Source organism: Agromyces terreus (assembly GCF_009749465.1).
In the GTDB taxonomy this organism is placed as follows: Bacteria; Actinomycetota; Actinomycetes; order Actinomycetales; family Microbacteriaceae; genus Agromyces; species Agromyces terreus.
Genome location: NZ_WBIS01000019.1, coordinates 1 through 20,430 on the forward strand (window position 1 = coordinate 1; position 20,430 = coordinate 20,430).

Annotated in this window: 21 protein-coding genes; 8 read left to right on the forward strand and 13 right to left on the reverse strand. The window is 71.5% G+C overall.

What is annotated here, in order from left to right; all coding sequences use genetic code 11:
* The coding region (locus GQQ92_RS16215; protein WP_157000347.1) for an EamA family transporter at positions 1 to 359 on the forward strand (359 nt) is incomplete at its 5' end.
* Positions 360 to 368: 9 nt separating this feature from the next.
* Here the strand turns inward: GQQ92_RS16215 and GQQ92_RS16220 are convergent.
* Positions 369 to 2,909, reverse strand: coding sequence for a DEAD/DEAH box helicase (locus tag GQQ92_RS16220; RefSeq protein WP_372493384.1), 2,541 nt, complete (start codon positions 2,907 to 2,909; stop codon positions 369 to 371).
* A 418-nt stretch (positions 2,910 to 3,327) separates the two neighbouring features.
* Between GQQ92_RS16220 and GQQ92_RS16675 the strand changes: the two genes are divergently transcribed.
* Positions 3,328 to 5,454 carry a hypothetical protein gene (locus GQQ92_RS16675; protein WP_197738307.1) on the forward strand — a complete coding sequence of 709 codons (2,127 nt, stop codon included), beginning with the start codon at positions 3,328 to 3,330 and terminating at the stop codon, positions 5,452 to 5,454.
* A 74-nt stretch (positions 5,455 to 5,528) separates the two neighbouring features.
* Positions 5,529 to 6,767, forward strand: a complete 1,239-nt coding sequence (locus tag GQQ92_RS16680; protein WP_197738308.1) for an MFS transporter — start codon at positions 5,529 to 5,531, stop codon at positions 6,765 to 6,767.
* Positions 6,768 to 6,788: 21 nt separating this feature from the next.
* Here GQQ92_RS16680 and GQQ92_RS16230 read toward each other — a convergent pair whose 3' ends face one another.
* From GQQ92_RS16230 to GQQ92_RS16245, 4 genes are all read right to left on the reverse strand, one after another.
* Entirely contained in the window at positions 6,789 to 7,559 is a 771-nt protein-coding gene (locus GQQ92_RS16230; RefSeq protein ID WP_197738309.1) for a DUF1353 domain-containing protein, read from the reverse strand.
* Between the two features lie 155 nt (positions 7,560 to 7,714).
* Positions 7,715 to 8,635, reverse strand: coding sequence for an AEC family transporter (locus GQQ92_RS16235; protein WP_157000349.1), 921 nt, complete (start codon positions 8,633 to 8,635; stop codon positions 7,715 to 7,717).
* A 16-nt stretch (positions 8,636 to 8,651) separates the two neighbouring features.
* Complete coding sequence (locus GQQ92_RS16240; protein WP_157000350.1) at positions 8,652 to 9,641, reverse strand: aldo/keto reductase; 990 nt, start codon at positions 9,639 to 9,641, stop codon at positions 8,652 to 8,654.
* 102 nt (positions 9,642 to 9,743) lie between these two features.
* Positions 9,744 to 10,346 (reverse strand): hypothetical protein, encoded by a 603-nt coding sequence (locus GQQ92_RS16245; RefSeq protein WP_157000351.1) that lies wholly within the window; start codon positions 10,344 to 10,346, stop codon positions 9,744 to 9,746.
* Between the two features lie 132 nt (positions 10,347 to 10,478).
* On the opposite strand from GQQ92_RS16245, the gene GQQ92_RS16250 reads away from it, so the two are divergent.
* Positions 10,479 to 12,287: a BCCT family transporter gene (locus GQQ92_RS16250; RefSeq protein ID WP_232057766.1), complete on the forward strand. Its 1,809-nt coding sequence runs from the start codon at positions 10,479 to 10,481 to the stop codon at positions 12,285 to 12,287.
* 198 nt (positions 12,288 to 12,485) lie between these two features.
* Here GQQ92_RS16250 and GQQ92_RS16255 read toward each other — a convergent pair whose 3' ends face one another.
* The 7 genes from GQQ92_RS16255 to GQQ92_RS16285 all read right to left on the reverse strand — a co-directional run bounded on the left by GQQ92_RS16255 (position 12,486) and on the right by GQQ92_RS16285 (position 16,888).
* Entirely contained in the window at positions 12,486 to 13,319 is an 834-nt protein-coding gene (locus tag GQQ92_RS16255; RefSeq protein ID WP_157000353.1) for a PhzF family phenazine biosynthesis protein, read from the reverse strand.
* A gap of 124 nt (positions 13,320 to 13,443) precedes the next feature.
* Positions 13,444 to 13,884 carry a VOC family protein gene (locus tag GQQ92_RS16260; protein ID WP_157000354.1) on the reverse strand — a complete coding sequence of 147 codons (441 nt, stop codon included), beginning with the start codon at positions 13,882 to 13,884 and terminating at the stop codon, positions 13,444 to 13,446.
* A gap of 51 nt (positions 13,885 to 13,935) precedes the next feature.
* On the reverse strand, positions 13,936 to 14,418 hold the full coding sequence (locus tag GQQ92_RS16265; RefSeq protein WP_157000355.1) for an SRPBCC family protein: 483 nt from the start codon (positions 14,416 to 14,418) through the stop codon (positions 13,936 to 13,938).
* The gene (locus GQQ92_RS16270) at positions 14,415 to 14,816 is read right to left on the reverse strand and encodes an ArsR/SmtB family transcription factor (RefSeq protein WP_157000356.1); all 402 of its coding nucleotides are present in this window, start codon (positions 14,814 to 14,816) and stop codon (positions 14,415 to 14,417) included. The genes GQQ92_RS16265 and GQQ92_RS16270 overlap by 4 nt, the downstream gene beginning before the upstream one ends.
* Before the next feature lie 190 nt (positions 14,817 to 15,006).
* On the reverse strand, positions 15,007 to 15,366 hold the full coding sequence (locus tag GQQ92_RS16275) for a TFIIB-type zinc ribbon-containing protein (RefSeq protein ID WP_157000357.1): 360 nt from the start codon (positions 15,364 to 15,366) through the stop codon (positions 15,007 to 15,009).
* A gap of 181 nt (positions 15,367 to 15,547) precedes the next feature.
* Entirely contained in the window at positions 15,548 to 15,754 is a 207-nt protein-coding gene (locus GQQ92_RS16280) for a cold-shock protein (protein WP_157000358.1), read from the reverse strand.
* A gap of 102 nt (positions 15,755 to 15,856) precedes the next feature.
* Positions 15,857 to 16,888, reverse strand: a complete 1,032-nt coding sequence (locus GQQ92_RS16285) for a fatty acid desaturase family protein (protein WP_232057767.1) — start codon at positions 16,886 to 16,888, stop codon at positions 15,857 to 15,859.
* Positions 16,889 to 17,146: 258 nt separating this feature from the next.
* On the opposite strand from GQQ92_RS16285, the gene GQQ92_RS16290 reads away from it, so the two are divergent.
* The gene (locus tag GQQ92_RS16290; RefSeq protein ID WP_157000360.1) at positions 17,147 to 17,995 is read left to right on the forward strand and encodes an NAD-dependent epimerase/dehydratase family protein; all 849 of its coding nucleotides are present in this window, start codon (positions 17,147 to 17,149) and stop codon (positions 17,993 to 17,995) included.
* Positions 17,996 to 18,109: 114 nt separating this feature from the next.
* On the opposite strand, the gene GQQ92_RS16295 is transcribed toward GQQ92_RS16290, so the two are convergent.
* Positions 18,110 to 18,313 (reverse strand): cold-shock protein, encoded by a 204-nt coding sequence (locus GQQ92_RS16295; RefSeq protein ID WP_129520071.1) that lies wholly within the window; start codon positions 18,311 to 18,313, stop codon positions 18,110 to 18,112.
* Between the two features lie 346 nt (positions 18,314 to 18,659).
* Between GQQ92_RS16295 and GQQ92_RS16300 the strand changes: the two genes are divergently transcribed.
* From GQQ92_RS16300 to GQQ92_RS16310, 3 genes are all read left to right on the forward strand, one after another.
* The gene (locus GQQ92_RS16300) at positions 18,660 to 19,229 is read left to right on the forward strand and encodes a VanZ family protein (RefSeq protein WP_157000361.1); all 570 of its coding nucleotides are present in this window, start codon (positions 18,660 to 18,662) and stop codon (positions 19,227 to 19,229) included.
* A 119-nt stretch (positions 19,230 to 19,348) separates the two neighbouring features.
* Positions 19,349 to 20,197, forward strand: a complete 849-nt coding sequence (locus tag GQQ92_RS16685; protein ID WP_197738310.1) for a sulfite exporter TauE/SafE family protein — start codon at positions 19,349 to 19,351, stop codon at positions 20,195 to 20,197.
* On the forward strand, positions 20,194 to 20,430 hold a 237-nt coding region (locus GQQ92_RS16310), incomplete at its 3' end, for a DUF2510 domain-containing protein (protein ID WP_197738311.1). The genes GQQ92_RS16685 and GQQ92_RS16310, both read left to right, overlap by 4 nt.

Here is a 20,430-nt window from a genome sequence, read left to right on the forward strand (position 1 = left end):
CGCGCGGGCGGGCGCGCGGCCGAGCGCGCGGGCGGGTGGGCGCGGGGGCTCCGCACGGCGCCGCGCGCGAGGCATCCGCAGCCCTCGAAGACCCGCGGATGCCACGAGCCGACCGTTCGGCGCTCGTCGCCGGCATCCGCCTCGCCGTGGCCTGCGGCGTGGTCGACGCGGTCGCGAACGCGCTGCTGCTGTTCGGGATCCGCGCCGGAGACCTGTCGGTCGCGTCGGTGCTGGGCGCCATGTATCCCGCGGGCACGATCCTGCTCGCGGCGCTCGTGCTGCGCGAGCGCATCGCCCCCGTGCAGTGGGCCGGGCTCGTGCTCGCCCTCGCCGCCGCGGCGATGCTCGCCGTCGCCTGACCGCGCGGGCTACAGCCGCACGACCTCGGTCACGCGCACGATCGCCGTGCCCTCCTCGGCGGAGGCGTCGAGGTCGACCTCGGCGCGGATGCGCCAGTCGTGGTCGCCCGCGGGGTCGTCGAGGATCTGCTCGACCCGCCACACGCCGGACGCGGCTTCCGATTCGTCGATGACGACCAGCTGCGGCGAGCGCGCGGCGGCGCCCGTGCCGAGGTCGTCGTGCTCGTCGTAGTAGCGGTCGAGCACGTCGGGCCAGCCCACGTCGGGGTCGAGCTCGGCGAGCTCGTCGTCGCGCTCGAGGGCGGCGAGCTGCACGCGGCGGAACAGCTCGTTGCGCACGAGCACGGTGAAGGCCCGCCGGTTCGTGACGACCGAGGGCGGGGCGGGCGGCACGACGGCGGCCTCGTCCTCGGGGAGGTGCGCGGTCGGGTCGACCATCTCGTTCCACTCGTCGACGAGGCTCGAGTCGACCTGGCGCACGAGCTCTCCGAGCCACTCGATGAGGTCGAGCAGGTCTTCGGTCTTCGCGTCGTCGGGCACGGTCTGGCGCACCGCCCGGAACGCGTCGGACAGGTAGCGCAGCACGAGCCCCTCGCTGCGCGCGAGCTGGTGGAAGGACACGTACTCGCCGAACGACATGCTGCGCTCGAACATGTCGCGCACGACGGACTTCGGGCTGAGCTCGAAGTCGCGCACCCACGGCTGGCTCGACGCGAACGTCTCGAACGCCTGCGCGAGCAGCTCGTCGAGGGGCTTGGGCCAGGTGACCTCCTCGAGCAGTTCCATGCGCTGGTCGTACTCGATGCCCTCCTGCTTCATCGCCGCGACCGCCTCGCCGCGGGCCTTGAACTGCTGCTGCGACAGGATCGGGCGCGGGTCGTCGAGGGTCGACTCGATGATGCTGACGACGTCGAGCGCGTAGTGGCCGGTGCCGATGCCCGTGCCGGGCGCCGCCTCGGGGTCGAGCAGGTCGATCGCGGCGAGCGCGAACGGCGACAGCGGCTGGTTGAGGGCGAAGTTCGGCTGCAGGTCGACCGTGAGCGCGACGCGCACGCCGAGCCCGCCGAGACCGGGCTCGTCGGTGATCTCGACGACGCCGGCGTCGGCGAGGGTGCGCAGCAGTTCGAGCGCACGGCGGGCGAGCTCGAAGCGCCGCTTGCGCGGCTCGTGGTTGTCGAAGGCGAGCGAGCGGATGCCGGCGACGACGTCTCCGCCGCGACCGATGACGTTGATGAGCATCGCCGCGGTGAGCTTCAGCTGCGGGGTCAGCGGCTCGGGTTCGGCCGCGACGAGGCGGTCGTAGGAGGCCTCGCCCCACGTGATCTGGCCCGCGGGCGCCTTCTTGCGCACGATGCGCTTGAGCTTCTTCGCGTCGTCGCCGGCCTTGCGCACGGCGACCTCGTTCTCGATCTCGTGCTCGGGCGCGAGCACCACGACGGTGCCCGCCGTGTCGTAGCCGGCGCGACCGGCACGGCCCGCGATCTGGTGGAACTCGCGCGCGCTCAGCTGCCGCATCTTCTGGCCGTCGAACTTCGTGAGCGCGGTGATGAGCACCGAGCGGATCGGCACGTTGATGCCGACGCCGAGGGTGTCGGTGCCGCAGATGACGCGCAGCAGGCCCCGCTGGGCGAGCGTCTCGACGAGGCGGCGGTAGCGGGGCAGCATGCCGGCGTGGTGCACGCCGATGCCCGCCCGCACGAGCCGCGAGAGCGTCTTGCCGAACGCGGTCGTGAACCGGAACCCGCCGATCGCCTCGGCGATCTCGTCGCGCTGCTCGCGCGTGACGACGCGGATCGAGGACAGCGCCTGCGCCCGCTCCATGGCCGCGGCCTGCGAGAAGTGCACGATGTAGACGGGCGCCTGCCGGGTGTCGAGCAGTTCCTCGACGGTCTCCTGCACGGGCGTCTTCGCGTACGAGTAGTGCAGCGGCACGGGGCGGTCGACGCCCGTGACCCTGGCCGTCGGGCGGCCGGTGCGACGTTCGAGGTCTTCGGCGATGGGCGTGACGTCGCCGAGGGTGGCGGACATGAGGATGAACTGCGCACGCGGCAGCATGAGCAGCGGCACCTGCCACGCCCACCCGCGGTCGGGGTCGCCGTAGTAGTGGAACTCGTCCATGACGACCTGGTCCACGTCGGACTCGGCCCCGTGGCGGAGCGCGAGGTTCGCGAGGATCTCGGCCGTGCAGCAGATGATCGGCGCGTCGGGGTTCACCGAGCTGTCGCCCGTGACCATGCCCACGTTCGCCGCACCGAAGATGTCGGCGAGCTGGAAGAACTTCTCGCTCACGAGCGCTTTGATGGGCGCCGTGTAGTACGTGCGGCCTCCGGCGGCGACGGATGCCGCGTGGGCGGCGACCGCGACGAGCGACTTTCCCGTGCCGGTCGGCGTCGAGAGGATCACGTTCGCGCCCGACACGATCTCGATGATCGCCTCGTCCTGCGCGGGATACAGGGAGAGCCCCCGGTCGTCGGCCCAGTCGACGAACGCGTCGTACATGGCATCGGCGTCGTACGGGCGCGGAACGCGGTCGAGCAGCGGCTGGGTCACCCGTACGAGTCTGCCCTACCCCGCCGTCGGCGCCGCCCGCCGCGCAGCGCCCCGCCACGGGAGGCGGAGGAGAAGGGGAGCCGGCATGCGGCGTGACTCGGGTCACGCCGCCGCCGGCTCGCGATCGAGGTCGCGGTGACAGTTCCCCCTGCGGTCCGCGGACTGCGATCGGGTTCGAAGCTACCGACCGACCCGACCCGGCACCTCAGGGGCAGCACTGAACTCGGCCGCCCGACGGCCGGCGACGGGCGCACCAGGGCACGGCGCGGCATCCGCCCATCGCCTGCGAAGGCGCCCCTGAGGCATGCCGACCTCGGTGCAGGCCCGGAAATCCGCGGATCTCCCTTGTCGGCGGTGATCGCGCGGCGCTACCGTCGGATCGACCTGCACCACCGCGCCCTGAGCCCAGGAGGCCGCCATGCGTCTCACCGAAGCGACCCCGCCCCCCGAGGCGGAAGCAGCCGACGACGCCCCCGGCGGGGACGCATGGCAGCCCCGGGCCCGACGAGCCGGAACGGCGCCGGCCGACGGCGCCTACGACATCGCGCTCGTGGTCGTGCACGGCATGGGCGCCGCATACAAGAGCCAGATCCTGCTCGAGTGGGCCGAACCGCTGCTCGCCCGCATGGACTGGATGGCGCGCGACCGCATCTACGGCGCCGTCGACTCGGACGGCGTGCGCCTCGAGACCTCCGACCTCGCGGGCGACGCGCCGATCGTGGGGGCGACCGTGACCTTCCCGAAGCGCCGGGCCACGACTCCCGACGGCGACCCGATCGGGCCGGTCGAACGCATCACGAAGCGCATCGCGATCGTCGAGGCCCGGTGGTCGGACTCGTTCGTGCCGCTCTCGCGCAGCCAGATCTTCCGGTGGGCGGCCCCCTTCATGTGGCGTGCGGTCCGCCGCATGCTGCGACTGTTCTGGGCCACCCTGGTGATGCTGCCCTGGTACACCCTCGTCGAGCACGCGCTCACGCCACGACGCGGGCTCGCACTGCTGCTGAAGGCGCTCACGTTCCTCTTCGACCTCGTGCGCGTCGTCGTCGGCTTCGCCGTCTACCTTCCGCTGTCGGCATTCGTGCTCGCCGTGGCGGTCGTGCTCACCCCCGTGCTGCCGCTCGTGAGTCCGCTGCTGCTGATCCCGGCGCTCAAGAAGGCCGCGGAGTCGGTCATCGACGGCATCGCCGAATCCATCGGCGACGTCACCGCCTGGAAGGAGACACCGGTGCGGGCGAACGCGATGCGGCTCGTCGTGCGCCAGGCGATCGAGCGCGCGAAGGCGCTCGTCGGCGACGGCGACGTGCACGTGTTCGCGCACTCGCAGGGCGCGGCCGTGTCGACGTTCACCCTCTTCGAGGAGATGGACCCGAACGCCTACAACGTCCGCCAGCTCACGACCGTCGGCGCCGCGGTCACCCTGCTCGGGCGCGACAAGTGGCGCGGGCGCAGCGACGTGTACAAGCCCGTGCAGAACTGGATCACCGCCCGCAAGGACCAGGACCGGCCCGTGCAGTGGGCCAACCACTGGGCCATCTGGGATCCGTTCTCGTCGGGCCCCATCGCCGACGACCCGCGGAAGGCGCGCGAACGCTGGCGGGCGAGCTACTTCCCGCGCCGCACGACCGGTGCACTCGGCCCCGAGGAGCACGCGGTGCACAACGTGAGCCAGCCGATCTTCGACCACACCTACTACTACCTGAACACGCTGCAGGTCGTCGAGCCGACGATCCGCAACCTGCTCGGACCCGATTTCCCCGGCCCGCCGCCCGAGGTCGCGTACCTCGAGAACCGGCTGAACGTGATCAACAAGAAGTCGCTCGGCACCAACCTACTGGCCTCGGTCGTCATCGCGGCGCTGCTGCCCGGCATCACGGCCGTCTCGGCGTTCTTCGCGACCGTGCTCGTCTGGCTCGCGAGTCCCTTCGCGCTGATCGGCGACCTGCTCAACGGCGCCGAGCCGGCACCCGACGCCACCGCGGGCATCGGATTCCTGCAGGCCGACGGCATGCTGACCGGCTGGGGATGGCTGGTGGCGGGCGGCCTCGTCGCGGCCCTGCTGATCTGGGTCAATCAGGTGATCACCGGCTACGTCGAGCGCACCCTGCTCTGGGACCGCTGCCCCCTGCCCGTCGGATGGTGGCTGGGACTCACGAGCATCCCCCGCCTGGTCTACGTGACCGGGGCCGCGGTCGTGGTGTGGTTCAGCGTGACGCAGTGGTGGCAGATCGCCGACCCGTGGCGCTGGTGGCTCGGCGCGGCGTTCGTCGTCGTGACGCTCTTCTGCTGGCTCGAGGCGCGGTTCGCGCCGGCGCCGGTGGTCGTGCCTGCGCGCACCGCTCAGGAAGAAGTGAAGCGCATCGTGGCGGACGCCGAACGTCCGCTGTCGCTCAGCATCGCCCGCAGGAGCACGGCGTACAGCCGGACGCTCGGGCGGCGGCAGGAACTGCTCGTCCCGGAGGGCTGGTGGGCCGAAGCGTGGGCGAGGGCGTTCCACGGCTGGCCCGAGAAGCAGGCGCAGGCCAAGGCGACCGCCGGGGCGAGCTGACGCCGGGCCCCGACGACCGCGGGCGGGCCATGCCGTCGTGCGCGGCATCCGGATCTCTGGCAAGGTTCCTTACTATGGATGAGGTTCGCGCGGCCCGCTGGTCCCTGCTCGTGCAGTTCGCCCTGTTCGGCCTGATCATGTCGTCCTGGCTCAGCCGGATGCCGTCGATCCGCGAGGCGCTCGACGTGGACGCGGCCCAACTCGGCGCCCTCATGATCGTGGGCGGCGCAGGTTCGCTCACCGGCGCGCTGACGATCGGCGTCGTCGTCGCCCGGTTCGGCAGCCGGCGCGCGCTGCTGGCCGGCACCGTCGGCAACGTGGTCGGGTTCGGCGCGATCGCCGTCGCGACCGCCACCGGCGACGTGCGGTTCTTCATCGCCGGCGCGTTCGTGAACGGGTTCTGCGGGGCGCTCGTCAACGTGCCGATCAACACGAACGCCGCCGAGGTCGAGCGCAGGGTGGGCACCGCGATCCTGCCGCACTTCCACGCCTGCTTCTCGATCGGAGCCGCCGTCGGCGCCCTCGTCGGCGCCGCGTTCGCCGCCGCGCATGTGTCGATCACCGTGCAGATCCTCGTCGTGCTCGCGGCCGTCACCGCGACCCGGCTCGCGCTGCTGCGCCCGGCCACGGCGCTGACCCTGCACGTGCCGATCACGACCGAGACCGGGTCGATCGAGCAGGCCGCGACCAAGACGCGCAACCGCGGCGCCGTCAAGCAGGCGGTCGGCGCCTGGCTCGAGCCCCGCACCCTCCTGCTCGGCGTCGTGCTGCTCGCGGCCTCGCTCGCCGAGGGCACCGCGACGACGTGGCTCGCCCTCGCCGTCGTCGACGGGTTCGCGACCGTCGAGGCCGCCGGCGCCCTCGCCTACGGCACCTTCGTCGGCGCGATGACCGTCTTCCGGTTCCTCGGCACCCCGCTCATCGACCGGTTCGGGCGCGTCGCGGTGCTGCGCGTCTCGGGCCTCGCGACGTTCACCGGGGTGCTCGTGTTCGTGTTCTCGCCGAGCCTCGCGACCGCGTGGATCGGCGTGCTCCTCTGGGGGTGCGGCGCGGCGCTCGGCAACCCGATCGCGATCTCCGCGGCATCCGACGACCCCGACCACGCCGGCCCGCGCGTCGCCGTGGTGACCTCGTTCTCGACCGTCTCGTCGCTCGCCGCGCCGCCGCTGCTCGGCCTGCTCGCCTCGGAGGTCGGCGCACGCCACGCGGTGCTCGTCGTCGCCGCGGTCGCCGTCGTCAGCTTCGCGGTCGCCGCGCAGGCGCGCCGGCGGCCGCTGCCGACGCCCGCCGAGGTCGACGAGGTCGCCGCGTGAGCAGCGCCGCCCGTCCCGAGGTCAGGGCTCGACGGGCGGCGCGACGGGCGGCGCGACCGTCGGGCGCAGCACGTCGCGGGGGTCGCCGCCGCTGACGAGCTCGACGACCGCCTCGATCAGCCGCAGCGGGGCGAGCGCCGCGAGATGCACGGCGACGAGCGGCCCGAGCACCGCGAGCGACCCGGTGAGCACGAGCACCAACGGCGCGAGGCTCCGCCAGGGCAGTGAGGCGAGCACAAGGACGGGCAGCGCGACGAGCCACCACGGCTGCCAGAAGGCGAGCACGGATGCCGCGAGCGCGACCACTGCGCCGAGCACCGCCTGCACGATGAGCAGCCACCCCGCTGCGCCCCCGAACTCGCGCTCGCGGTCGGCCGAGACCCACGCCCACATGAGCCACGAGCGGAGCAGGGGCACGCGCTGCTCGCGGAGGCCCGTGCGGAACACCCGGTCGTCGACCCGACGCTGCGCAAGCGCGGCCCGACGGTCGCCGAGCCCCGCCGCGACGATCGAACGCTCGTCGTGCAGGATCGCCGGGGCGGACTGGCGGCCGTAGCTCGCGATGAAGCTCCAGAGCCACATCGGCACCGACGCGAGATCGGTGACGCCCGGCACGCGGTCGTGCCCGTCGGGCGTCGCGCCGGCGGGCCGGGTCGACACCGGGTACCGTCGCCCGGTCACCGGATCGGCGTAGACGAAGGGGGCGCGCACGTGGAAGCGGTCGCCGTCGGCCGGGCGCTGGGCGAGCAGCAGCTCGTCGAGCGGTCGGCCGTCTTCGGTCAGGAACGGCATTCGATCTCCTTCGTTCGTCTGCCATCCTGCCCGCTGCTGCCCCGTCGGCATTCACTTTTCAGGAGGGGGTGTGCGATCGGCGCCCCGTCGAGGCCCGCCCCGAGGCGACACGCCGGGCGGATCGCACACCCCCTCCTGAAAAGCGCATCGGGCTCTCAGCCGAGGAGCACCGCGACCGCGAGGAGCACCGGCACCGACGCGATGGTCGTGATGAACACCGTGTCGCGGGCCACGACCTCGGCCGTCTCGTAACGCTGGGCGAAGACGAAGACGTTCTGCGCGGTCGGCAGCGCCGCGAGCGCGGTGACCGCGTACAGCTCGATGCCGTCCAGTCCGAACGCGAACCGGCCGAGCGCCCAGGCCGCGACCGGCATGGCCACGAGCTTCAGGGTCGACGCGAGCAGCACGTCGCGGCGCCCCGTGCCGGGCTCGAGCAGCCGCTGCCCGTGCAGCGAGAGGCCGTACGCGATGAGCATGAGCGGCACGGCCGCGTGCCCGATGAGCTCGATCGGCTCGAGCACGATCGGCGGCAGTTCGAGGCCCGTGACCGCGACGAGCACCCCGAGCAGGGATCCGACGATGATCGGGTTCGTCAGCGTCGAGCGCACGATGACCCACGCCGAGGTGCGCCCCTCGACCTTCGCGCCGAGCACCGCGAGCGCGACGGGCGCGAACAGGAGCAGCTGCAGCAGGACGACGGGCGCCGAGTACGCGGCATCCCCCAGCATGTAGACCGCGATCGGGATGCCGAAGTTGTTGCCGTTCACGTACCCCGAGGCGAGCGAGCCGATCACTGTGCGCGCGACGCCGCGACGCCAGACCGCGAGCGAGACCGCCGCGAAGACGAGCATCATCGCGACCGCCGCGATCGCCGAGACGGGCAGCAGCACCGAGAACAGCGCCCCCACGTCGCTCGACGCGAGCACCGAGAACAGCAGGAACGGCGCGAGCACGTTGAAGTTGAGCTTCGCGAGCACCGGGCGTGCGCTCGGCCCGAGCACGCCGAGCCGTCCGGCGATCCAGCCGACGAACACGGCGAGCGCGATGACCGCGAACCCCGTGAAGATCTCGATCACGCGTGCGGCAGCCCGGTCACCAGCGCGCGTGCACCTGGCCGCGGATCTCGCGGTCGTAGAGGTCGCGCACCGCCACGTCGAAGCCGAGCGGGAGCTCGAGCGAGCCCGCCGCCGCGTTGGCGCGCGCCTGCTCGGGGTTGCGCGCGCCCGGGATCACCGAGCTCACGCCGTCGCGGGAGGCGACCCAGGCGAGGGCGACCTGCGCGGCGGTGACGTCGGGTGCCGCCTCGCGGGCGAGCGCGGTGAACTCGGCGGCCGCGGCCACGCCTGTGTCGTAGTCGACGCCCGAGAACGTCTCGCCCACGTCGAACGCCTCGCCGTGCCGGTTGTAGGTGCGGTGGTCGTTCGCGGCGAAGACGGTGTCGCGCGTGTAGCGGCCGGAGAGCAGGCCGCTCGCGAGCGGCACTCGGGCGATGATGCCCACGCCGGCCTCGCGCGCCGCGGGCAGCACCTCGTCGAGCGGCTTCAACCGGAACGCGTTGAGGATGATCTGCACGCTCGCCACGTTCGGGCGCGCGATCGCGGCGAGCGCCTCGTCGACCCGCTCGACGCTGACGCCGTAGGCGGCGATCGACCCGTCGTCGACGAGGGCGTCGAGGGCGTCGAACACGGCGTCGTCGCCGTAGACGGAGGTGGGCGGGCAGTGCAGCTGCACGAGGTCGACGGTGTCGACGCCGAGGTTGCCGCGCGAACGGTCGATCCAGGCGCGGAAGTGCTCGGGCGAGTAGTTCGCGTGCTCCTGCGGCATGCGGCGGCCCATCTTCGTCGCGACCGTGACGCCGGCGTCGGGATTCGCGCGCCGCCACGACCCGATGAGCGACTCGCTGCGGCCGTCGCCGTACACGTCGGCCGTGTCGAAGAACGTGACGCCGGACTCGTGCGCGGCGTCGAGCACGGCGAGCGCGTCGGCCTCCTCGACCTCGCCCCAGTCGGCGCCGAGCTGCCAGGTGCCGAGGCCGATCGCCGAGACGGTGCGACCGGTACGTCCGAGGGTGCGACGCTGCATGGGGATCCTCCTGATGCGTTGACGGATGCCGCGGCCGCTCGTCGTCCGGACGCCGAAACCGCTCGTCGAGCCTAACGCCGCGTGCCGTCGGACCGGCCGCGCTCAGCCCGCCTTGGCGGGATGGAAGCGCGTCGCCGACCAGCTGTCGGCGATGGCGCTGACCTTCGTGTCGCGCCAGCCGCTCTCGCGGAGCGCGCTGCGCACGGCCGTGTCGCGGGGGGCCGTGGACTGGCGCCCCTTGCCGTGCACGACCCAGACGGGCGAGTCGACCCCGCACTCGCGGAACCACACGGGCAGGGACGCGAGCTCGTCGGGGTCGCGCACGACGACCACCACGAGCTCGGCCTCGAACGGCGGCACGCGCATCGCGTCGGACAGGGCGTCCTCGAGCTCGGCCACGGGGAGGTCCCCACGTACCGCGACCGTGCGGCCGGCCGCGACGCCGAGCTTCTCGGCGAGCGTGGGCGGCGTCGTCGTGAGCGCGTCGGCCCACGCCGAGGCGCTCGCGCCCAGCCGGAACCGGTACTCGTCGCCGTCGGCGACGAAGGAGACGACGCCGTCGGCGGCGCGCACATGCGACATGGCGCTGCGCGGGAGACGGGCGTGCCGTTCTCCGGAGACCTGCAGGCCGCCCCACTCGAGGTGCAGCGTCACGGCGGCCAGACCGTCGTCGCCGATCCAGGTCGCCTTGGCTTGTCGTCCCATCCGCACATCCCCCCGGTTCATGATCGTCGCCGAGGCCGTTCGATGCAATGCCCCGAACGGATGTCACGGACTCCGAACGCCGATCCGCGGCATCCGACCCGGGCTGCGGGCGGTATGGGTAGTGTTGCCGACATGGATGGGGGATCCGGCAAGTCCAGCTTCGAGCGGTGGGTGTTCTGGCCCGCCGCGATCGTGATCGGCAGCTTCTCGGCGTTCGCGCTGATCGCTCCCGACCTCGCCGAGGCGATGTTCGGCGCGATCCAGTCGACCATCGTCAACGCGTTCAACTGGTACTACGTGCTCATCGCGGCCTTCTTCGTGGCGTTCTGCCTCTTCGTGGGGTTCAGCCGATACGGCGACATCCACCTCGGGGCCGACGACGACAAGCCCGAGTTCTCGCTCGGGGCGTGGTTCTCGCTCCTGTTCGCCGCGGGCATGGGCATCGGCCTCGTGTTCTACGGGGTGAGCGAGCCGCTCAGCCACTACGCGGATCCGCGGCCCGGCGTGACCGGGAGTCCCGAGTTCCTGGCGCAGCAGGCGCTCAGCCAGACCTACCTGCACTGGGGCGTGCAGGCGTGGTCGATCTACGTGGTCGTGGGCCTCGCGCTCGCGTACGCGATCCACCGCCGCAAGCGCCCGCTCTCGATCCGCTGGACCCTCGAGCCCCTGCTCGGGTCGCGCGTTCGCGGCGGGTGGGGCAACGCGATCGACGTCATCGCACTCGTCGGCACGGTGTTCGGCGTGGCGACCTCCCTCGGCCTCGGCGTGCTGCAGATCAGCGCCGGCCTCGAGTCGGCGGGCTTCATCGAGGCATCCGTCTGGAGCGAGGTCGTCATCATCCTCGTCATCACGGTCTTCGTGCTCGCCTCGGTGCTGTCGGGCGTGACGAGGGGCATGAAGTGGCTCTCGTCGATGAACCTCATGCTCGCCGGTGCGCTGCTCCTGTTCGTGCTGAGCTTCGGCCAGACCGAGTTCCTGCTGCGCGAGTTCGTGCAGTCCACCGGAAACTACATCCAGAACTACATCGGCCTGTCCTTCAACGTGAGCGCGTTCCAGGGCGAGGCGGGCGAGGCGTGGCAGGCGTCGTGGACCTCGTTCTACTGGGGCTGGTGGATTTCGTGGGCACCGTTCGTCGGCATCTTCATCGCGCGCGTCTCGCGCGGCCGCACGGTGCGCCAGTTCGTCGCCGGCGTCATCCTCGTGCCCACACTCATCGGCATCCTCTGGTTCTCGGTGCTCGGCGGCTCGGCGCTCTACATCGAGCTGAACGCCCCCGGCACGCTGACCGGCCCCGACGGCTCGGTGAACATCGAGGGGGCCCTGTTCGAGATGCTCGCGCAGATCCCGGGCACCTCGGTGACCACCATCGGCGCGATCATCCTCATCGCCGTCTTCTTCATCACCTCGAGCGACTCGGGCGCGCTCGTGATGGGCATGATCGCGACCGGCGGCAAGCTCGAGCCGCGTCGCTGGATCCGCACGTTCTTCACCCTCATCACCGCGGTGCTCGCGATCTCGCTGCTGCTGTCGGGCGGCCTGCAGGCCATGCAGACGGCGGCGATCATCATCGCCCTGCCGTTCAGCCTCGTGATGCTGTTGATGTGCTGGTCGACGATCATCGCGTTCAGCCGCGAGCGCCGCGCGTACGAGCTCGCGCGCCGCGCGCAGTTCCGCGACCAGATCGGCCAGTACTACGGCCTCGAGGTCGAGCAGCCGCTCACCGAGGGCGCGATCGTCCGCGGGCCGCACTGGCTTCGTCGGTTCGGGCGCTCGATCGGACTGGTCTCGACGACGGTCCCGATCGACATCCCGACCGGAACGGGCACCGCAGATGCCTCGGCCGTGCACGGCCGCCACGCCGCTCCGACCGATGACGGGGCGCCCGCGCCGACCCCGACGGAACCGTCGGCACCGTCGGACGGCTCGGCGCCACCCGCCTGACCCCGTTCAGTCGCGGTATCCGCCCGGCACGCAACCCTCCGAGTCGCCCGAATCCGTCCAAAGTCGGGCGACTCGAGCGCAGTCACCCAGCTCCGCGGCATCCGCCCGGCACGCAACCCTCCGAGTCGCCCGAATCCGTCCAAAGTCGGGCGACTCGAGCGTCGGGCGACTCGAGCGCAGACACCCGACTGCGCGCGGCTACATCGCGACGGCGCCGCCGCTCACGGTGATGCCGCCCGCGACCGGGATGTCGACGGTGAGCTCACCCGGCCGCCCCACGTGCCGGCCCTGCTCGACGACGACGCGGGCGGGCGCGTCGACCGCGCCGAGCGCGCGAAGGTAGCCGCCGACGGATGCCGCGGCCGAGCCCGTGGCCGGGTCCTCGGTGATGCGCCCGACGGGGAAGAGGTTGCGGGCCTCGAAGCGCCCTGGCCCCGACGGGTGCAGCACGGTGATCGTCGCGGGCCAGGCCTGCTCGTTCATGTACGCGCGCACGTCGTCGGGGTCGAAGGCGAACCCGTCGAACGCCGCCGCGTCGTCGACGACGAGCACCGGATGCCAGTTGCCGGCGAAGGCGAGCCGCGGCGGCAGCGCGGTCGAGAGCGCGGCGGCGTCGAGCCCGAGCAGGGCGAGGAGGCGCTCGACCGTGGCGTGCGGGAGCTCGGCGACTTCGGTGTCGACGCTCGTGAACGCCGCCCGCGGCCCGGCCGCTCCCCCGGTGGTCTCGATGGCGATCTCGCCTACGGGCGTCAGGAAGCGGATGCGTCCCGACGCACCGCGCTCGGCGAGGGCCACGGCGGTCGCGACCGTGGCGTGGCCGCAGAAGGGCACCTCCGCGATCGGCGAGAAGTAGCGAACCAGGTAGGCGTCGCCGTCGCGGCCGGTGATGAACGCGGTCTCGGCGAAGTCGACCTCGGCGGCGATGCGCTGCATGCGCTCGTCGTCGAGGTCGCTCGCGTCGAGCACCACGCCGGCCGGGTTGCCGCCGTCGGGTCGATCGGTGAAGGCGGCGTAGCGGAGGATCTCGGTCATGCCTCGATGCTCGCACGAACGGGGGCGGGCGGGCACGGGGCGAATACGAGCGGATGCCCCGACACCGGCACTCGACGAGTGCTCGGCGCGAGGCATCCGCTCGGCCACGGCGGGCGCCGTTCGGCTACGACTCCTGCTCGGCGCCGAACCGCCCCCGCGAATCGACGGGGATGAGCGGTCGTTCGGCGCGGACCCTGAGCTGCTGCACGGCCCAGGTGTTGCCGTCGGGATCGGCGAACCCGAAGAAGGTGCCGCCGTCGCGCTCGTCGAACACCGTGATGGGTCCTGCCTCGACACCGCGCCCGATGAGCTCGGCGCGCGCGGCCTCGGCGTCGGCCACGACGAGTTGCAGGCCGCGCAGCGAGCCGGGCGCCATCTCGTTCTGCGACGGGAGACTGCCGATGACGATCGAGCAGCCCGAGCCGCGCGGGGTCAGCTGCGCGACGTGCATGTGCTCGTTGACCGTGTCGTGGTCGAGGTCGAACCCGACCTGATCACGGTAGAAGGCGATCGAACGGTCGAGATCGGAGACCGGGACGATGACGACTTCGAGGGTCCAGTCCATGATGTGCTCCTGTTCTCCTGGGCGTTGCCGGCGCCGATCGGCGGGCCGCGATCAGGCGGCGACGAGCGCGTCGAGGCGCCCGTAGCCCTCGGTCAGCCCCTGCTCCATGTTCGAGGCGACCATGCCGTCGCGGGCCTCGACGCTCGGGTAGGTGGAGTGGATGCGCAGACGCGTGCGCCCGCCGCCGAGGTCTTCGAAGGTCATGGCCTCGATCGCGACGACGTCGGGGTAGCCCTCGAACTCGAAGGTCTGGATGGCGAACTCGTTCTCGCGGACGGTGTGGAAGGTGCCGTTGAACGCATACGCCTCGCCCGACGGGTCGACGTGCACGTAGCGGTACCCGCCCTGGGGCACGAAGTCCCAGCGCTCGATCTGCATCTCGTAGCCGTTCGGCCCGAGCCACTGCTTCACGAGCTCGGGGTCGCGGTGCGCGTTGAAGAGCGCGGCGACCGGCGCATCGAACTCGCGCTCGATCTCGATGAACGGCAGCCCCTCGGGGGCGGTGATGGTGACGGGGTTGGTGGTGGTGGTCATGGTCTCTCTGCCTTTCGGGCGGGGTCGACGGTGGCGTCGGCCCCGGATGGTGCGGCATCGGTGCCGCCGGTGGTGGCGAGCAGCGCGTCGAGTGAACGGAACCGCTGCTCGTGGATCAGCCGGTATCGGTCGATCCACGCGGTGAGGGCTTCGAGCTGCGCCGGAGCCAGGTGCACGGGGCGGCGTTGCGCGTCGCGCGTTCGCGTGACGAGCCCCGCGTGCTCGAGCACCTGGATGTGCTTCGACACGGCCTGCTTGGTGATCTCGAAGGGTTCGGCGAGCTCGTTGACGGTCGCCGGGCCTCGGCTGAGCCTCGCGATGATGCCGCGTCGTACCGGGTCGGCCAGGGCCATGAAGGCCCGGTCGAGCCGGTCGTCGGCACTCGGGTCGAGGATCATCCGCGTGCAACCCTTTCGTTGATCAACTATTGGATTGACTAAGGGTACGACGGCTCGCGCTCGACGTCAACCCGGTCGCGAGAAGTGCCGAGCGGTTGCCACCCCGGAACGACGGATGCCGCGGCGCCGCGCTCCTGATGAGCGCCGCGCCGCGGCATCCGTTCGCCTGCTCGAACCGGTCGAGCCCGACTCAGTCGAAGAGCTCCGACAACCAGTTGTCCTTCTTCTTCTTGCGGGAGTGGCCCTGGTCGCCACGTCCGCGATCGTCGTAACGGTTGTCGTAGGGCTGCTGGCCGTAGGGCTGCTGGCCGTAGGCCGGCTGCCGGTACGCGGGCTGCGGCGGCTGGTAGGCCGGCTGCGGCGGCGCTGCGGGCGCTGCCGGAGCGGCGGGGGCGACCGGTGCGGCGCCGAAGTCGCCCGCGGCACGCTCGATGATCTTGTCGAGCTCGCCGCGGTCGAGCCACACGCCGCGGCAGGTCGGGCAGTAGTCGATCTCGATGCCGCTGCGCTCGCTCATCACGAGCACGGCTCCGTCATTGGGGCACTGCATTGGGGGCTCCTCGGTCGGGGGTGCACGGGGTCTCGCGCCGAGCCTATGGAGCGAAGCTTCGAAGACGCCCAGACCCCCCGGAACGAGAACGAGCGGATGCCTCGGCGCACGCCTCGCAAGGAGGCGGCGACCGTGGCATCCGCTCGTCTACCGGCGCGAGGCGCCGATCGATGCGCGAGAACTACGCGATGACGCGGATGTTCTCGGCCTGGGGGCCCTTGGGCCCGGCGGCGGTCTCGAATTCGACCTTCTGGTTCTCGTCGAGCGAGCGGTAGCCGTCTGACGCGATCGCGCTGAAGTGCGCGAAGACGTCAGCCGTGCCGTCGTCGGGAGCGATGAAGCCGAAGCCCTTGTCGGCGTTGAACCACTTGACGGTTCCGGTAGCCATAATGCATTCCTTCATATAATCCGCATCGCCGAGGCGAATGCGGGGTGCACGGCGAGGCCGTGCGGGTTCCGGTTGCGATGTCCGCGACCGGAAGTCTTTCGGTCAGACCCGTCGGAACTGGTTGACCATCGGGCAGTCGAACGGGTCGCGGGCCGAGAGCCCGACCTGGTTCAGGTATCGGATGACGATGCCGTACGACTGCGCGAGCGTGGTCTCGGTGTACGGCACGCCGACGGTCGCGCAGTGCTCACGCACGATCTCGCGGGCCTTGGCCAGGTGCGGGCGCGGCATGTTCGGGAAGAGGTGGTGCTCGACCTGGTAGTTGAGGCCGCCGAGGAGCGTGCTCGCCCAGAGCCCGCCCGAGATGTTGCGCGAGGTGAGCACCTGCTTCGAGAAGAAGTCGAGCTTCGAGTCCGCGGGGATCAGGGCCATGCCCTTGTGGTTCGGGGCGAACGAGGCGCCCATGTACACGCCGAACACGGCCATCTGCACGCCGATGAAGGCGAACGCCATGCCGAGCGGGAGCACCCAGAAGATCGCCCCGAGGTACACCGTGAAGTGGGCGGCGATGAGGCCGAGCTCGATCCACCGGCCCTTGACGGGGCGGCGCTCCATGAGGGTCGTGAGCGAGCGGGCGTGCAGGTTCAGCCCCTCGAGCGTGAGCAACGGGAAGAACAGGTAGCCCTGCTTGCGCGTGATCGCGGCGAGCAGGCCCTTCTGCTTCGCGGCGTCGGTCTCGGTGAACGAGATCGTGTCCCACTCGATGTCGGGATCCTTGCCGATCTTGTTGGGGTTCGCGTGGTGGCGCGTGTGCTTCGTCATCCACCACGAGTAGCTGATGCCGACGACGCCGGCGGCGAGGATGCGGCCGACGCGGTCGTTCGCGGGGCCCGACTCGAGCACCTGGCGGTGCGAGGCCTCGTGCGCGAGGAACGCGAACTGGGTGAGGATGAGGCCGAGCGCCCCCGCCATGAGCAGCTGGAACCAGGAGTCGCCGAGCAGGATGAACCCGGTGATCACCCCGCCGAGCGCGAGCGAGAGGGTCGTCACCAGTGCGGCGTAGAACCATCGGGTGCGGCCGAGGAGTCCGGACTCGCGGACGACTCGGGAGAGGGCGGTGAAGCTGCGCGTCACATCTGCAGCAGCGCCGGTGCGGGGCTTCGTAGCCCGGATCGCACCGAGGGATTCGGTGTGAGAGATGATCTTTCCCAGCTGGTCATCGACTTCCCAGCCGTGGGTCGCGGGCGATCACCCGCTGAAGATGGGTCGACCGTATTGCCTCAGCATGGGAACGGGCTGGGAAAAAGGCCCGGATATATGCCGATTGCGGCATCCATCGTCTGATTTCCGACGCCCGGCGCACACGGGCCGGGAGGCTGCGAGACTGGGCCGATGCGCATCATCGTCACCGGGGGATCCGGCAAGCTCGGCCGCACCGTCGTCTCGACCCTCCGCGACGAGGGCCACGACGTCGTGAACCTCGATCAGCACGGCGAGCGCGGCGCCGTCGTGCGGGTCGACCTCACCGACTACGGCCAGGTGATCGACGCGATCGCCGGGGTCGACGACCGCCACGACGGCGCCGACGCGATCGTGCACCTCGCGGCCATCCCGGCGCCCGGACTCGCGAGCGACACCGCGACGTTCCGCAACAACATGCTCGCGACCCACAACGTGCTCCAGGCCGCGAGGCGGCTCGGCATCACGCGCATCGTGACGGCCTCGAGCGAGACCGTGCTCGGGCTCCCGTTCGACGTGCCGCCGCCGTACATCCCGGTCGACGAGGAGTACCCCGCCCGCCCCGAGAGCACGTACTCCCTCGTGAAGCACCTCGAGGAGACCATGGCGATCGAGCTCGTGCGCTGGAACCCCGACCTGTCGATCACGGCCCTCCGCTTCTCGAACGTGATGGATCCCGAGGACTACGCCGCGTTCCCCGGGTTCGACGCCGACGCATCGTCGCGCAAGTGGAACCTCTGGGGCTACATCGACGCGCGCGACGGCGCCCAGGCGGTGAGCCGTGCGCTCGCGAACGCGGGGCCGGGGTTCGACCGGTTCATCATCGCGGCGGCCGACACCGTCATGTCGAGGCCGAACGCCGAACTCGTGGCCGAGGTGTTCCCGGGCGTCGAGGTGCGCGGCGACCTCGGGGTCAACACGACGCTGCTCTCGATCGACAAGGCGCGACGGGTGCTCGGCTTCGAGCCCGCGCACTCCTGGCGCGACCACGTCACGGCCTGAACTGCGGATGCCGCGGGGCGGGCGACGCCCGGTCGCGGCATCCGCCCGTCGCATGACGAACGCCGCCGCCCCACCGGAGTGGGACGACGGCGTTCGTTGAGCGAACGTCGCGGGTCAGAGACCGCGGATGTTCTCCGCCTGCAGGCCCTTGGGGCCCTGAGCGACCTCGAACTCGACCTTCTGGCCTTCTTCGAGCGAACGGTAGCCGTTGCCCGTGATGGCGCTGAAGTGCGCGAAGACGTCGGCCGAGCCGTCGTCGGGAGCGATGAAGCCGAAGCCCTTTTCGGCGTTGAACCACTTGACGGTTCCGGTTGCCATACTGCTGTCCTTCTGTCTTGCGGGCCGCACTTGCGGACCCGATGCGATCGTTGGAGATCGCGACCCCGACGACACGGTGCCGTCAGAGCGGGGCGAGGGACCGGGTGCCCAACGGCATCGGCCTTCTCGTATCGGGTCATGCCACGCGGAAGAACCGCCTCCGGGCAATCAGATTTGAGCTACGGGCGAGTGCCCGCTTGATGGAGGAATCGTCCGGCTAGCCTATCGGTTTCCTCGCGGCTGTACAGACTACGTGATGAGTTCGTGATATGAGCCGCCTGACACCGTTCTGGGAACATGCTCGGGATCGCAGACGGATCACGGGAATCGGGTGGAGAATCGACGGATGAACCGCCGCCCCCTGCGATTCGCCGCCGTGCTCTACGCTGCCGGCGTGCTGTGGCTGACCATCGGCCCGGCGCCGTGGAGCACCGACGGCCACGAGGTCGCGGGCGGCATCCTGAGCCCGGCGGCCTGGACGTCGCCGATCACGTGGTCGACGGGCTACTTCGCCGAGATCGCGTTCAACGTGATGCTCTTCATTCCGGTGGGCGTGCTCGCCGCGCTCCTCCTCCACCGTCGTCGCTGGCCGCTCGCTCTGTTCGCGGGGTTCGCGTTCACCGCCGGCATCGAGCTCGTGCAGCTCGTGCTGCCCGACCGGGTCTCCGATCCGCGCGATCTCGTGCTCAACACGATCGGCTCGACCGTCGGCGTCGGCCTCGTCATGGCGGCCAGGGGCGTTCGGCGTTCGACCGCGGTCATCCGGCCGGCCGCGACGTCCGGCACGGCGCCCTCGGCGGGCGGTTCGACGGCCGACGCGGCGCGGCTCGCGCACGACGATCCGTCGGCGGCCGCCGCCGCTCCCGTGCGGGCGTCCTTCGACGAACTCGTCGCGGCGGGCGACCGCGCCGCCTGAGCCGACCGGGCCGCCTGGCGCGTCCGGGCCGCACGCCGGCCCGAGGCATCCGCCCTGAGGCGCCCCGAGGCATCCGCCGCGGCGCATCGCCCGATGCGAGCCCCGGCTACAGTGGGTTGGTGCCTTCCCCCACCCCGCCCGACGCGCGCCCGCGCGCCCGTGGGCTGTGGCTGCGGCTCGCGCTCGTCGGCGCCGCGGGCGGGCTGCTCTCGGGCGCGTTCGGCGTCGGCGGCGGCATCCTCATGGTGCCCCTGCTCATCGTGTTCGCGCACATGGACCAGCGGCACGCCACCGCGACCTCGCTCGCCGCGATCGTGCCGGCCTCGATCGCGGGCTCGATCACGTACCTCGTGAACGGCGAGGTCGACCTCGTCGCGGCGCTCTTCGTCGCGATCGGCGGGGTGATCGGATCCTGGATCGGCACGTGGCTCCTGCGCCGGCTGCCGATCGTCTGGCTGCGCTGGCTGTTCATCGCGCTGCTCGTCGCCATCGCCGTGCGCATGCTGCTCGTCGTGCCGGAGCGCGGCGGCGGCCACGTCGGATTCGACCTGCTGCCCGACCTCGCCCTGTTCGCGCTCGGCATCGGCGTGGGCATCGCCTCGGGCCTGTTCGGCATCGGCGGCGGCGCGATCATGGTGCCCGCGTTCATCGCGTTCTTCGGCATGGGCGACCTCATGGCGAAGGGCACCTCGCTCGCGGTGATGATCCCGACGGCGATCAGCGGCACGGTCGCGAACTCCCGGGCGAAGCTCGTCGACCTGCACGAGGCCCTCGTCGTCGGCGCGGCGGCGACCGTCGCGTCCTTCGCGGGCGTCGGCATCGCCTTCCTCCTCTCGCCCGAATGGTCGGCACGCCTGTTCGCCGCCTTCGTGATCGTCGCGGCGGTGCAGCTCGCGGTGCGCGCGATCCGGGCGCAGCGACGCCCACGACCCCCCGAAACCCCCGACGCCCCGGAGAGTGCGCGATGACCGACGTGCGACGACGCGCAGCCGGCTGGTACGACGACGAAGCGGATGCCGCGGTGCTGCGGTACTGGGACGGCGCGAAGTGGACCCCGCACACCACGCCCCGTCCGGCCGAGGAGCCGGCGCAGGCGGTGCGCGCCGAGCAGACGGCGGCGCCCGCGGCGGTCGCTGCGGTCGAGGTCGCCGCCGTCGCCGAGGTCGCCGCCGCTTCGGCCCCGGCCGCCGCCCCGGCCGAC

Coding starts and splice junctions, on each gene's coding strand:
- GQQ92_RS16270 (WP_157000356.1), bottom strand. CDS start 14,816: ATGATCCTCGACCCGAGTGCCGACGACCGGCTCGACCGGGCCTTCATG.
- GQQ92_RS16265 (WP_157000355.1), bottom strand. CDS start 14,418: ATGACCACCACCACCAACCCCGTCACCATCACCGCCCCCGAGGGGCTG.
- GQQ92_RS16255 (WP_157000353.1), bottom strand. CDS start 13,319: ATGACCGAGATCCTCCGCTACGCCGCCTTCACCGATCGACCCGACGGC.
- GQQ92_RS16240 (WP_157000350.1), bottom strand. CDS start 9,641: ATGCAGCGTCGCACCCTCGGACGTACCGGTCGCACCGTCTCGGCGATC.
- GQQ92_RS16275 (WP_157000357.1), bottom strand. CDS start 15,366: ATGCAGTGCCCCAATGACGGAGCCGTGCTCGTGATGAGCGAGCGCAGC.
- GQQ92_RS16260 (WP_157000354.1), bottom strand. CDS start 13,884: ATGGACTGGACCCTCGAAGTCGTCATCGTCCCGGTCTCCGATCTCGAC.
- GQQ92_RS16230 (WP_197738309.1), bottom strand. CDS start 7,559: ATGCCGTTCCTGACCGAAGACGGCCGACCGCTCGACGAGCTGCTGCTC.
- GQQ92_RS16680 (WP_197738308.1), top strand. CDS start 5,529: ATGGATGAGGTTCGCGCGGCCCGCTGGTCCCTGCTCGTGCAGTTCGCC.
- GQQ92_RS16245 (WP_157000351.1), bottom strand. CDS start 10,346: ATGGGACGACAAGCCAAGGCGACCTGGATCGGCGACGACGGTCTGGCC.
- GQQ92_RS16280 (WP_157000358.1), bottom strand. CDS start 15,754: ATGGCTACCGGAACCGTCAAGTGGTTCAACGCCGACAAGGGCTTCGGC.
- GQQ92_RS16290 (WP_157000360.1), top strand. CDS start 17,147: ATGCGCATCATCGTCACCGGGGGATCCGGCAAGCTCGGCCGCACCGTC.
- GQQ92_RS16295 (WP_129520071.1), bottom strand. CDS start 18,313: ATGGCAACCGGAACCGTCAAGTGGTTCAACGCCGAAAAGGGCTTCGGC.
- GQQ92_RS16250 (WP_232057766.1), top strand. CDS start 10,479: ATGGATGGGGGATCCGGCAAGTCCAGCTTCGAGCGGTGGGTGTTCTGG.
- GQQ92_RS16300 (WP_157000361.1), top strand. CDS start 18,660: ATGAACCGCCGCCCCCTGCGATTCGCCGCCGTGCTCTACGCTGCCGGC.
- GQQ92_RS16675 (WP_197738307.1), top strand. CDS start 3,328: ATGCGTCTCACCGAAGCGACCCCGCCCCCCGAGGCGGAAGCAGCCGAC.